The sequence below is a fragment of the Armatimonas sp. genome (assembly GCF_043760365.1).
Lineage (GTDB): Bacteria > Armatimonadota > Armatimonadia > Armatimonadales > Armatimonadaceae > Armatimonas.
Window position 1 is genome coordinate 1 of the sequence record NZ_JAYUPA010000627.1, and the last position, 12201, is coordinate 12201.

The 12201-nt window shown below is 57.7% G+C and carries 16 protein-coding genes; 13 read left to right on the top strand and 3 right to left on the bottom strand.

Features of this window, described 5'->3' with window-relative positions; translation table 11 throughout:
- The first annotated feature begins 34 nt into the window (after window positions 1–34).
- From ACH2EH_RS14285 to ACH2EH_RS14315, 7 genes are read left to right on the top strand one after another with little or no spacing between them, the layout of a single operon-like run.
- The gene (locus tag ACH2EH_RS14285) at window positions 35–385 is read left to right on the top strand and encodes a rod-binding protein (RefSeq protein ID WP_395142716.1); all 351 of its coding nucleotides are present in this window, start codon (window positions 35–37) and stop codon (window positions 383–385) included.
- Complete coding sequence (flgM, locus tag ACH2EH_RS14290) at window positions 372–638, top strand: flagellar biosynthesis anti-sigma factor FlgM (RefSeq protein ID WP_395142717.1); 267 nt, start codon at window positions 372–374, stop codon at window positions 636–638. Before ACH2EH_RS14285 ends, flgM begins: the two co-directional genes overlap by 14 nt.
- A gap of 20 nt (window positions 639–658) precedes the next feature.
- Window positions 659–1006 carry a hypothetical protein gene (locus ACH2EH_RS14295; RefSeq protein ID WP_395142718.1) on the top strand — a complete coding sequence of 116 codons (348 nt, stop codon included), beginning with the start codon at window positions 659–661 and terminating at the stop codon, window positions 1004–1006.
- Window positions 1007–1038: 32 nt separating this feature from the next.
- Entirely contained in the window at window positions 1039–2379 is a 1341-nt protein-coding gene (gene flgK / locus ACH2EH_RS14300) for a flagellar hook-associated protein FlgK (RefSeq protein WP_395142719.1), read from the top strand.
- A gap of 28 nt (window positions 2380–2407) precedes the next feature.
- A complete protein-coding gene (locus ACH2EH_RS14305; protein ID WP_395142720.1) occupies window positions 2408–3298 on the top strand; it encodes a flagellin in 891 nt (296 codons plus the stop codon).
- Between the two features lie 18 nt (window positions 3299–3316).
- Window positions 3317–3766, top strand: a complete 450-nt coding sequence (fliW, locus tag ACH2EH_RS14310) for a flagellar assembly protein FliW (RefSeq protein WP_395142721.1) — start codon at window positions 3317–3319, stop codon at window positions 3764–3766.
- A 9-nt stretch (window positions 3767–3775) separates the two neighbouring features.
- Complete coding sequence (locus ACH2EH_RS14315) at window positions 3776–4063, top strand: carbon storage regulator (RefSeq protein ID WP_395142722.1); 288 nt, start codon at window positions 3776–3778, stop codon at window positions 4061–4063.
- An 18-nt stretch (window positions 4064–4081) separates the two neighbouring features.
- Here the strand turns inward: ACH2EH_RS14315 and ACH2EH_RS14320 are convergent, their stop codons facing one another.
- The 3 genes from ACH2EH_RS14320 to ACH2EH_RS14330 all read right to left on the bottom strand — a co-directional run bounded on the left by ACH2EH_RS14320 (window position 4082) and on the right by ACH2EH_RS14330 (window position 6867).
- Complete coding sequence (locus ACH2EH_RS14320) at window positions 4082–5098, bottom strand: flagellar motor protein MotB (RefSeq protein WP_395142723.1); 1017 nt, start codon at window positions 5096–5098, stop codon at window positions 4082–4084.
- Between the two features lie 9 nt (window positions 5099–5107).
- On the bottom strand, window positions 5108–5968 hold the full coding sequence (gene motA, locus ACH2EH_RS14325; protein WP_395142724.1) for a flagellar motor stator protein MotA: 861 nt from the start codon (window positions 5966–5968) through the stop codon (window positions 5108–5110).
- A gap of 215 nt (window positions 5969–6183) precedes the next feature.
- Window positions 6184–6867, bottom strand: a complete 684-nt coding sequence (locus ACH2EH_RS14330; RefSeq protein ID WP_395142725.1) for a LuxR C-terminal-related transcriptional regulator — start codon at window positions 6865–6867, stop codon at window positions 6184–6186.
- Between the two features lie 211 nt (window positions 6868–7078).
- Between ACH2EH_RS14330 and ACH2EH_RS14335 the strand changes: the two genes are divergently transcribed.
- From ACH2EH_RS14335 to ACH2EH_RS14360, 6 genes are all read left to right on the top strand, one after another.
- The gene (locus ACH2EH_RS14335) at window positions 7079–7462 is read left to right on the top strand and encodes a flagellar basal body rod protein FlgB (protein WP_395142726.1); all 384 of its coding nucleotides are present in this window, start codon (window positions 7079–7081) and stop codon (window positions 7460–7462) included.
- A 24-nt stretch (window positions 7463–7486) separates the two neighbouring features.
- Window positions 7487–7909 carry a flagellar basal body rod protein FlgC gene (flgC, locus tag ACH2EH_RS14340; protein WP_395142727.1) on the top strand — a complete coding sequence of 141 codons (423 nt, stop codon included), beginning with the start codon at window positions 7487–7489 and terminating at the stop codon, window positions 7907–7909.
- A 21-nt stretch (window positions 7910–7930) separates the two neighbouring features.
- Window positions 7931–8533, top strand: a complete 603-nt coding sequence (gene fliE / locus ACH2EH_RS14345; RefSeq protein ID WP_395142728.1) for a flagellar hook-basal body complex protein FliE — start codon at window positions 7931–7933, stop codon at window positions 8531–8533.
- 63 nt (window positions 8534–8596) lie between these two features.
- Window positions 8597–10231, top strand: coding sequence for a flagellar basal-body MS-ring/collar protein FliF (gene fliF / locus ACH2EH_RS14350; protein WP_395142729.1), 1635 nt, complete (start codon window positions 8597–8599; stop codon window positions 10229–10231).
- A 31-nt stretch (window positions 10232–10262) separates the two neighbouring features.
- Window positions 10263–11324: a flagellar motor switch protein FliG gene (gene fliG / locus ACH2EH_RS14355; RefSeq protein ID WP_395142730.1), complete on the top strand. Its 1062-nt coding sequence runs from the start codon at window positions 10263–10265 to the stop codon at window positions 11322–11324.
- Window positions 11317–12021: a FliH/SctL family protein gene (locus ACH2EH_RS14360; protein ID WP_395142731.1), complete on the top strand. Its 705-nt coding sequence runs from the start codon at window positions 11317–11319 to the stop codon at window positions 12019–12021. Before fliG ends, ACH2EH_RS14360 begins: the two co-directional genes overlap by 8 nt.
- Window positions 12022–12201 lie beyond the last annotated feature (180 nt).

The window sequence follows — 12201 nt, forward strand, 5'->3', positions numbered from 1 at the left end:
GGTGCGCTCTTTGCCGAGGTTGAGGTACAGTAAGATGCAAGTAAATCTACCAGGTGCTTCGGCGGTGGGATCTGCTTCGTCTGTGGGATCGGGAGCGCAACCCACCACGATCCGGGAGGCCGCCCAGCAGCTTGAGAGCATCTTCGTTGACCAGCTCATGGAAGCGATGCGCCGTACATCGCCCAAGGGGGGAGCGCTCAAGGCGGGTGGTGGGGAGGAGATGTTCCGCCAGATGTTCGATCAGGAAATCTCCCAGCGGATCTCGCAGCGCGGTGGCGTCGGAATCGGTGAGATGCTCTACAAACAGCTCGCACCGGAAACCACAAAGCCACTGAGCAAGCTAGAGCCACTGAGCAAGGAAGAGAAAGTCCATGCGAGTCGATAACGCAATGAGTATTAGCGCGATCAATGCCCTGCGCGGAGTGAAGTCACGCAGAGACGACGCACCCGGGGGTGGCCCTGATGCAGCGGTATTCTCCCAGCGTGCCAAAGACATCCAGACTGCCTTCGAGGCACTTCAGGCCACCCCAGATGTACGAAGTGCCGAAGTGACAGTGCTCCGCGCCCAGATCGAGGAGGGAACCTTCCAGGTGGATGAAGATGCCCTGGCAGAGAAGCTCCTGAGGGGCCTCCACTGAGCGCCCCACCTTCCCCGGCAATGCGCCTGCGGACAGCGGAGTGGAGTGCGGAAGACCTGCTCTCCCTACCCCGCCTGATCGCAATTGCCCGAGATCTGCTTCGTCGCCAACAAGACGCGCTGATCCACGGCGATGTTTTGCGTGTGGAGCGCTACCACGAAGCACTCGCCAAGATCCTGACCACACTACGCGGTCATCTGGTCCGTGAGAGCAGCACCGAGACAGCCACAGCTCTCGAACAGCTACGCAATCAGATGCGTACCAACCGTCTCTTATTGGAAAATGGTCTGGCAGTGACCGATCATTTTGCCGCATCACTTGCCCACTCACCGGGCATTACCTCGGTGATGCTCAGCGAAAAAGTCTGAGCAATTCTTGCTCAAGAGCGAAGGAACACACAGTGTCATTACAAGGGATCTATCTCGCAAGCCGTGCGCTCAATGCCCATCAGCGTGCCCTGGAAACTACTGGGCAGAACGTCGCCAACGCCAACACACCAGGCTACTCGCGCCAGATTGTCTCACTCACGTCGGTCAGTACCACAGATTCCACCAGCCTGTCTGGTGTGAATGGCCGAGTCGGCGGTGGAGTGGATGCCAGCATTATCCTACGGAGCCATGCTTCGTGGCTGGACCGTTCTGCCGATACGCTTCGGGCACAAGTCGGCGATGCTACCGTGGCAAGCCAGCTTGCGGGCCGGATTGAGGGCCTCACCGGCGAGCCCAGCGACACGGGCTTGCAGGCCACCCTGGATCGCTTCTTCACTGCGTTTCAGGCCGCGGCGGACCGCCCCAATGACACGACTCTGCGCTCGGCGGCAACGCGGGCAGCGGGGCAGGTTGCGGATCGTTTCCAGCAGTCTTTTCATGATCTCGATGCCGTTAAGCGGGAGACAATGGAGGGGATCCGGAGCGATGTCTCCCAGGTCAACAGCCTCACCAAACAGATTGCAGGCTTGAGCCGGGTCATCGGTGCCTCCCAGGCAGGAGGCCAGCCAGCCAGCGAGCTTCTCGACCAGCGTGACGAGCTTCTCAATCAGCTCACCCAGCTCACGGGAGCGCAGGTCGCCGGTCGGGAGAGTGGCGCACTGGTTGTCAGTATCGGAGGGGTCACCCTGATCCAGGATGGCGATGCACAAGCAATCCAGCTCGGAACCGACGGCAACCTGGCCCTGGCAGATGGCACCCGTGTCGCCGCCAGTGCGGGGGAGCTTGGGGCACGCCTCCAGGCACTACAAACCCAGCTTCCCGAGCATCAAAACCGCCTGAGTGCGATCCGCGATACCCTGGCCTCACAGGTCAATCAGCTCCACATCGGAGCCAAAGACCGCAGTGGCACCGCGGGAGTCCCAGTCTTTGTCTTTGATTCTGGTGGCGAGATGTCGGTGAACAGCACCCTTCAGAGCGATCCGAACCGGCTTGCTCTGGGCGACGGCACCGCTGGAGATGGCGCTGTGGCGGGCCAGATCGCACAGCTCCGTAATCACCCCGGTATCCTGCCCGCCTACCAAACTCTGGTGGGTGAGCTTGCAACGCGCGTGACCGCCACACAGCAGCGCCAGGACATGGCCCAGGCAAGCCTGACTCAAGTGCAGACCATGCAATCCTCGGAGAGCGGGGTAAACCTAGATGAGGAGCTAGCCAACATGGTCGCGCAGCAGCATATCTACGCCGCGTCCGCCCGGCTTTTATCCACCTACGATCAGATGCTAGACACCCTGATCCAGCGCACCGGTGTCTAAGAATCAACCTAACGAAGAGAAAAGAACCATGAGAATCACCACTTGGATCACCCACCAGCAGCGCCTCGCGAGCCTTCAGAACAACCAGACACGCCTCACCAAGGCACAGGGTCAGGTCAGCTCCGGGCTGAAGCTAGAGCGCGCCTCCGATAATCCCGCAGGAACGGTGGAGCTACTGACAATCCAGTCTCGCCTGGCAGAGCGCCAGCAGCAGGCGGAGAGTATCAGTGGCGCTCTGCCTCTGATGAAGTCTACCGAGTCGGTACTAGGAGAGCTCTCTACCGCCCTTCAGGCAGCCAAGATCGCCGGACTGCGCGCCGCCAACACGGCTACCGGCAGTGATGCCGACCGTGCTGCGCTCGCGGCCCAGATTCGAGGCTCAGCAGTATCTGTTCTCAACCTGGCCAATACCCGTGTGGACCAGCGATATCTCTTCAGTGGCACCAAAAGCGACATCCGTCCCTTTGTGGCGGGCGAGCCCGTGACCTACGTGGGCAACACCAGCACGCTGAAACTGGCCCCCACCGACGGACAGCCCCTGGCGATCAGTATCACCGGCGAGCAGCTCCAGGGAGGGCAGGAAGACAGCGATCTTTTCGCGAACTTAAAGGGGCTGGAACAAGCCGTTCTCTCGGGCAACAGTGAGGCGATTCGCAGTAGCATGACCAAAGTGGATGCCGACTGGAACCGCGTGGTGAGCCTTCGAGGAGATATGGGCGCGCGCCTGAACTACCTGGACATGGCCCAGCGGGGCATCGAAAAGGAAGTCAGTCTCCTAGAAGTCCGGCAGTCGGAGCTGCGCGATGTGGATTTCACAGAGGCAATTGTTAGGGAAAAATCGGCGGAAAACTCCCAGCAAGCCGCTCTGGCGATGGCGGGTAAGATAGGCAGTATATCCCTTCTGGATTATCTGCGGTAAAGGAAATTAGTTGAGGTAATGGTGAGAGAGTTCGATACCACTCGTTTTGGGCGTCTGAGCCTACCTGAGGAAGCGGTTATCCACTTCCCCGTGGCGCTCTATGGCCTGGAAGACCGGCATGACTACTGCCTGCTGGAACACGACGATCTGTCGGGGTTCTACTGGCTCCAGTCGCTTGAGGATCCCACAGTCGCGTTGATCGTCGCCGACCCGTTTCGCTACATGCCAGAGTACGAGGTAGAAATCCCCGACAGCCACACAGAGCTGCTGAAAGCCAAGGCCCCCTCGGATCTGACGATCTACACGACAATTTCCATGGCACCCGACCATAGCCAGGTGAGCACAAACCTGCTGGGACCACTGGCGATCAACCATGAAGAGCGTGTCGGTACGCAGATCATTCAGCATGGCAGTAACTACACCTGCCGTCACATCCTGGCGACACGTCAACCGACGGAGAAAGTCTGAGGCTGAGCCATGCTGGTTGTAGCACGTAAGCTGGGGCAGTCTATTCTCATTGGCGATGATATTGAAGTCGTGGTGGTGGGTGTCCGGGGTGATCAGGTTCGCCTCGCCATTCGAGCCCCTCGGAGCCTCGTTATCCAGCGACGGGATGCACTGGAGCAGGTGCAGCAAGACAACCTCTCCGCACTCACCGCAGCAGACGATGTGATGCGCCTGATGGGCAGTGCCCCCTCGTCGCCTCAAACAACAGGGGTGGCCCCCCGTGTGGTCACGAAGCCCCGCCCCCCTGATGCCACCTGAGAGAGTTAAAAAACCCTCTCAGTTCAAGTTCATCGCGGTTCGGGCATCCACTTTTATCCCCAGAGGGTTCTTAGGATCGTCGGTAGTCCAAGGGCGCATGTCCTGACCGTGTAGCCGCTCCAGGGTCAGCTCCAGAGGTTCCTTCTTCGATTCTTTCCCCTTGATAATAGCGGGTTGAGTCGTGTTGTCTGTCCCGCGCCCCGGAGTGCTCTCCGTGGGCTTTTCATCCGCCGGGAGCGACTTAAAGAGCACCACAATTGTCACACGGCGGTTCGACGCATCGGTGGGCTTTTCGGGATGGCGCAGATTGCTTGCAGCATAGCCACGTACCTGAGCCACTTGCTGGGGCCGAAGTCCTGCGCCCTCCATTACCCGACGCGCCGCATTGGCACGATCCGCGGAAAGCTCCCAGTTGCTATACGAACCTCCTGAGCCAAAAGACACCGCATCCGTATGCCCCTCGATCCACAGGGAGTTAGGCAGCTTCCCCACTTCCTGCGCAATCAACTTGAGAAGCGCAACGGTAGGGGCCGGTAAGATAGCCGAGCCACTGGCAAAGAAGGGGGAGCGCTCTGCCTCAACCAGGTCAATCATCATGCCGTAGGAGGTAACCTTGATCTCGACTTGCTTGCTCAGCGCTCCCAGACCAGGCTCCGCCGACATCTTGCCCTCGATCTTGTTCTGTGCCTTGACCATGTTCTCGCGCTGAAACTCCATGGCTAGATCGCGCCAGTTCTTCGCACTAAGCCCCACACCGGTACCGATAGACACCGGACTCTTGCCCCCCATTGACATCGAGGCAATTCCTGCCTTACTTGTGGAGGCAGTAAAGGGGTTATTGAAGTATTCCTGGATCTCCTCTTTGGTTTGCTGATCCATACTGATAAGCCACATCACCAAGAAGAACGCCATCATTGCCGTCACAAAGTCGGCATAAGCCACTTTCCATGCGCCACCATGATGCCCAGCGACAATAACTTTCTTCTTGGTGATCCGAATGATCGGTCGTTGCCCTTCGGTGGGTTCTGTACTCATAGGGAAACCTTAATTACCTTTCTGATCTTTCAGTAGCATCTCTAGCTCGGTAAAGGAGATTCGAATCCCCGGCTCGATGCTACGTCGTGCAAACTCGACAGCGGTCATCGGTGCTTCATCGTTGGCAAAGGCAATCAGTGCAACTTTTAGGCAGATCAGATAAGCCGTCTCGGATTTAGCTTGGATCTCGCAAGCCTGTGAGAGCGGACTAAGGACACCATAGGCCAACAAAATTCCCAGGAAAGTCCCCACCAGCGCGGCAGCCACTTTAGCACCGATCTCAGCAGCAGCCCCTGCAATTGAGCCCATGGTCACGACAACCCCAAGAACGGCGGCGACGATTCCAAAACCGGGCATGGCATCGGAACTCTTTGCCAGGACGTGAGAGGCCTCCATTGCTTCCTCATGATGCTGCTCAACATCTACATCCAGCATCTCGCCCAAGTGGTGGGGCTCTATCGCTCCCGAGAGCAGAACCTTGATCGTATCGGCGAAGAATGCGACCGCGTGGTGGTTACGTGTGAAGGTGGGGTACTTCTTGAACAGCTCACTCTCGTGGGGATTCTCGACGTGCTTCTCAAGAGCCAGAAGCCCATCGCGCTTGGTGAGCGCAAAGACTTCATGGAGCATGGTCAGTAGCTCCGCATACGCCTTCTTCGTGAACGGATTTCCCTTCATCAGCGCCATCGTGCGCTGGAAGGAAGCCTTCACAGCGGAGGGGGAGTTCCCCGCCAGTGTCGCTCCCAGGGCTGCACCACCAATGATCAAGAACTCTGAGACCTGAACCAGAATCCCAATCTGACCATGGTGCATGATATAGCCGCCAAGAACACTCCCAATGACGACGATTAATCCAACGATTACCAACATTTCTAGCGATCTCCCTACACGAAGGCGCTTCCGTTCTCAGGGCCATCTTGAGCCCAGAAGCATACCTGATATGTTTTCGGTCAGGAGATCACATCAATAGAGGAGTTAATATTTCTAAAACACCGTATAAATACAGTCAAAACGGCATATTTACGGCAATTCAATATAATTAAAGCATTATTACCGACATTATAATTACCAGGACAACCTGGTAATTACACGATGTCTTTGGGAGCGATCCGGCGCGGCAAGGAGCTAACGAGCCCTTCTCGCACCGCAAAGACCGCCGCATCCGTCCGGTTGGGGAGCTCCAGCTTCTGAAGGATATGCTGAACATGCAGCTTGACCGTATGGACACTCATGTGCAGCTGCTCGGCGATATCGCGGTTGGTAAGCCCCTCCGCAATATGGCTGAGCACCTCACGCTCCCGGACAGAGAGCCCTGCCAGGGGCTGTTCTTGTTCACGAAGCTGCCGTGCGAGGCGGTGGTACTCCTGGAAGATACGCCGGGAGACCTGCCGCGTAAACCAGACCTCGCCACGCCCTAGTGCCCGGATCGCCTGCGGCAAGACTGTGATTCCCTCGGTCTTTGTGACCACGCCCCGTGCACCATTCTGCGCGGCCTGGATTTGGGACTCTTCCGCCTCCTCGCTCACCAGAGTGAGAAACATTGCCTCAGGGACATTGAGTAAGACACGCTCCAGAAGCGCCAGCCCACTGACGGCACTCCACTGAAGGTCCAAAATAATCACATCAGGATGGCTGAGCTGCACGACCTCAAGGAGGCTCTCGGGATCACCGACAGCTCCAGCAATCTGAAAGTCGGTCTCCTGAACAAGCCGGTCAGCAAGTAAGTTACGAAGAAGAGGGTCCTCGACAGCAAGCAATATTTGAACCATGAAGAGATACTCCTGAAAAGTGGTGGTCGCGATACCCCACCCTGTAATTATAACGGGTAATTCGCCGTTTGATTCCTGATAATTGTACCAGTGGCTAAAAAAGATTAGCCGCATAGCCTATGCTCTTGAACCGCCAAAATCTCGATACTTCAGAGTGTAAGCGTCTCATCAGGGCGAGCCACCCTTAACCGGGTAGAAGGAGTTCAAAAAAGTGTTTGAAACACGCACCGATATTGTCATTCGTGGAGCACTCAATGGCATGGCAACACGACACCGCGCCTTTGCGGATGCCGTTGCCAATGCCGAGACTCCCGACTTCGTCCCCAAGACTGTCGAGTTTGAGGAGCAGCTCCGCACCGTCCGCGATGCCATGCTCGCGGATCCTCTCAATGCGAATGCTGCGTCGCAGCCTCCCTTCCCGTTGACTCCCAAGGAGTCGGTGCAAACCGAAGGGCGTGCGGATGGCAATAAGCTCTCAATTGACCAGCAGGTCGTGGAGATGGAGATCAATAAGCTCTCCTACCAAGCCCTCACTCAAGCAGCTCGTATGCGTGACGAGATCCTGCACAGCGCCATCACGGAGTCTCCGCGCTAAGCCGCCCCGTAAGGAACCTATTTTATGTCTATTACAAGCCTACGAATCAGTGGCTCTGGCCTCACCGCCGAGCGCGCCCGCCTCGATGCGATCTCCCGCAATATTGCCAACGTCGAGACGACCCGTCGCGCTGATGGCCAGCCGGGTCCCTACCTTCGCCAGAGTGTTCCCTTCGAGGCCATCACCAGCGAGAACGGCCAGCTCGGCGGCGTTAAAGTGCTTGAAACCATCGAGTTCTCTGAGAAGGACAAGCCTCTCAAGGAGGTTTTTATGCCCGGGCATGTCCATGCCGACCGCAAGACGGGCATTCTCAAGCTGCCCAATGTGGACATTATCGAGGAGATGGTGGACATGATCGCCGCGACCCGTGCTTACGAAGCCAATATCGGAGCGGCCAACGCCACCAAGAGTATGATCGCCCATGCGATCGAACTAGGACGACTCTAAGGTCGGTCCTGAGGAACTACTATGCCTGACCCTATTTCTCCCTTCTCTCAGTTCCAAAAATCTGCCGCCTCGTTCCAGCGCCCCCAAGGTGCTATGAGCAGTGGGGATGCCCAAGATGCCCTAAAAAGCTTGCAGGACATGCTGGGTAACAACAGCGCGTCCAATAACGGCACGCCCAATGCCTCCAATACGACCAATTCCGGCCTTGATGGGCTTCTGAAGAATCCTAGCATACAGGGATTGCTCCAGAAAGGACTCGTGAGCCCGGGAGCGGCAGTTCAGGGAACTACCGCCGCCCAGGACGCCAATACCGCGGGAAACCGAACGCTCACCGAGGACACCGCTCTAAGCTTCGTAGGTATCTCAGATAGTGGATTCGACTCCCTCAACGGGGGGGCGGTCGCTCCAGCCTTTGGCGATGTGATTCACGGTTTTGTCCAAAACGTCAATGCATCGCAGGAGAAGAGTGCTCAGATGATCGAGTCTCTTGCCCTGGGTGAGCCAGTGGATGTCCACCAGGTCATGCTCGCGCTTAATGAGGCGAACAATGCTATGGCGCTTACGCTCCAGGTGCGCTCCCACGCCCTCAAGGCCTACCAGGATCTGATGCAGATCTCACTCTAGGGCTTTATTTTCTAGGGCTTTATTTTTCGTCGTTAACCATTTCCTGAAACTATCTCACCTACTATGCTGAACTCACTGAGAAACAACTGGAACGCACTCGCAATCCCACAGAAAGCGGGTCTTGTCGCCATACTAGTGGCGGTGTTTGGGGGCATTCTCGCTCTTGGCATCACCTCCAGTCGCCCAACCTACGGCGTGCTTTACTCAAAGCTCACGATGGCGGATGCGGGAGCTATCACCAATAAGCTGAAGGGAATGAATATCAACTACAAGGTGATAAACGATGGCGAGATTGGGGTTCCTGTTGAGCAGGTTCATGAGCTTCGCCTAAGCCTCGCCGCCGATGGCCTTCCCCAACAGCATGGGGATCTCCCTGGGAATGAGATGCTTGACAAGGTAACTCTCGGGGCGACACAAGAGAGTCAGACAACCAATAATCGGCGAGCGCTTGAAGGCGAACTGACCCGCACAATTAAGTCTAATGAAGGTATAGAAGATGCTCGGGTTCATCTGGCAATGCCTGCAAAATCCGCGTTCGCAGAGGCCTCAGAGGATGTCAAGGCATCTGTAAAGCTTACTTTACGTGAGGGCTACCGCCTCTCCCCGAAGCAGGTAGAGGGCCTCGTCCACCTTATCGCTCGTGCTGTGGAGCGCCTGAAGCCAGAGAATATCACGATCACGGATTCCAAGAGCAACCAGCTCAATAGCAAAGGCGAAGGCGATACGATTGACAAAGATCAGATCGCTATGCAGGAGCGCTTTGAGCGCCATATCCGAGAGGAGCTTCAGCAGCTCGCGGACCGCACTCTGGGAGCCAATCGCGCCGAGATCACGGTGCGCGCAGAGCTGGACTGGGACCAGAGCCAGCTCTCCAGTGAGATCTACAAGCCCAGCGGCACCGACGGAGCCAACCTCCCGACCACAGAGAACAAGACCGACGAAAAATACACTCGTGCGGATCCTAAGAGCCCTGCCTCACCGGGAACCATGACAAACGCGGTGGTAAACAACAATAATAGCCCCGGTGAGTACAATAAAACCCAGAACACCAACGCCTATGTGGTTAATAAGACCACAGAGAAGCGGGTCATGGCCTCGGGTAAGCCCAAGAAACTCTCCGTCGCCGTGTTCCTAGACGAGGCCGCTAATATCCCACCCGCCAAGCAAGCGGATCTCCGTAATACACTAGCCACTGCGGCGGGACTCGATATCACGCAGCCAGCATCGGGTAGCCCGCGTGACCAGATCTCGCTCTTCGTTTTTCCCTTCGACCGCTCGGCGGAGATTAAAGAGAAAGCGGACGCTATCGCGGCAGTCAAGGAAGAGACTAAACTCAGCCTCATCCGAAACGGCGCCGCGCTACTTACCCTCATTCTGGTTGCGGTCTTTACGCTGGCCATGATGCGCCCCCGCCGTACTAAGCGACAGAAACTCGATGCCACTCTGGGTGAGCAAGCAAACCAGGCGCTCCCGGGCGGTGAAGCGGCTCCCGAGCTTCCGGGTGGCCCCCTAGCAGCCAGAACCAACGGCACCTTGCTGGAAGCGGGCACGAGAAGCACCCGAAATGAGATCCCGCTGGATCAGAACGAGCTTGCGACCCCACTAGGTCGTATCCGCCGGATCGCAGTCAACCAACCTGAAGATGTGTCCGCAATGCTCCAAGGCTGGCTACGCGACCAGCCGATTGATAACCGCTAAAAGGCCCCTCTGAAACGTTTGAAAGCAAGCTATGGCAACCACGGACGATACTTTAACTTCCCCTCTCCATTTTAGTGCAAATCACCCTGCCTACAAAGGCGCGGTGCTACTGCGCTCTCTGGGCACGGAGCTGGCCGCCAGTGTTCTGAGCTGTCTGGAGGAATCCGAGATGGAGATGCTGATCCAGGCGATGTCTCAGCTCGGGCACATTGCGGCCAAGGAACGCGACCGGGTTCTGGAAGAATCTGAGGAGAACCTACGCCACTACACCAACGGCCTGCATGTCGCCCCCGAGTACACACGGCAGCTCCTGGAGCAAACCATCGGCGCGGAAAAAGCGGCGACGTTTCTGAAGCGTGGGCGTGCCATCGAAGCGGCCCCGACACTGACTCTGGAGCGCATAATCAAAGAGACTCTCCCGGAGACACTAGCCTCTCTGGTCAGTGAAGAGCACCCTCAGATGATTGCCGTTCTGGTCAGCCAGCTTCCCCTCGACAAAGCGGCAACCATGCTCACGGCTCTACCTATCGAGGTTCAGACAGGAGTGACGGCGCGCTTGGTGCAGCTAGAGACCCCCTCCCCCCGTGCGCTTCACCACCTGGAGCAGGCACTGGCCGCGAAGCTACAAACGGGAATCATGGACAATAAAGAGAGCCCGGCTGGCCCTCGCCACGTCGCGGATATCCTCAGCCGTATGCGTCGCTCCGTCGAGGACGGTTTCCTGACATCCCTGGAGGAAGAAGCTCCGGATCTGGCACGTGAGGTACTGCGCTATCGCTTCACCTTTGAGAACCTTCTGGACCAGGAAAGCCGTGTGCTCCAGCGTATCCTGCGCGATCTGGACACGACCACCTTGCCGCTGGTGATTAAAGGGATGCCCGAGGATCAAACCGAGCTCATCTATGGCAATATGTCTGAGCGTGCCGCCGAGCGTATCCGTGAAGAGGTGGGCAACCTGGGCGCGGTTCGCCTCCGTGATGTGGAGGCCGCACAGCAGAAGATGCTCGGGCTGGCTAAGTCTCTGGCAGACAAAGGGGAGATTGCGCTCGTGGTCGCCAATCAGGAAGCGGAAGAGGAGGAAGCTCTTGTCTGAGCTCGCCCGCCCCTATCTCCTTCGCTCCGCACGACGCACGAGCAACGAGGTCCGTCCCTGGGAGATCGCCACCCTTCGCCCAGAGCCAGAGATCCGTGCCGAACCTGATACCGCCGCACGCTCTCAGCAGGCACTCTGCGAGGCGGAAGCGCTGATCCAGGAGGCAAAACAAGCCGTTGTGGAGCTGCGTGAGTCCGCCCAGAGTGCGCTGGAGCAAGAAGCCCGGGAGACTCTGGCGCAGGCTCGGACGCAGGGCCTCGCGGAAGGGCGCGCAAACGCCGAGGCGGAGCGCCTTGCTTTGCTAGAGCCACTTCAGGCTCTACTGGCGGAGCTGCCCCATGCCTGGGAGCAGTTTTGCCTGCGCGAGACTCCCGTGATGATTGAAATTTGTATCGAGGCCGCGGAGCGCGTACTACATGAGCAGCTCACCCTGGAGCCGGAGCGGATTGCGACTATTGTCCGCGCCGCTATCGCCCATGTTCCCCAGGCACAGAACTTAACCGTGACGGTTCATCCTGATGACCTGCTCTTGCTACAAAAGTACGCCCTGACGGAAAGCACCACAAACCAGATTCAGCTCACCGCCGACCTAACAATGCGCCGGGGGGGGTGCCGTGTGGAGAGCCGCCAGGGTGTGGTGGATGCCAGCCACGACGGTGCTCTACTGCGCCTCGCCGATACGCTCAGAGGAATCTAACGATGCTCACACCTCCCCCACTCGACTGGACTCCACAGCGCCACCAGCTCGCCCACTTCAACCCCATTGAGACGAGCGGCAAGATCACGCAAGTGGTCGGGCTGGTTCTGGAGTCGGAAGGCCCCTCGGCGTGCATGGGCGATCTATGCTACATCGAGACTCCCGGCTCAGATATTCGTG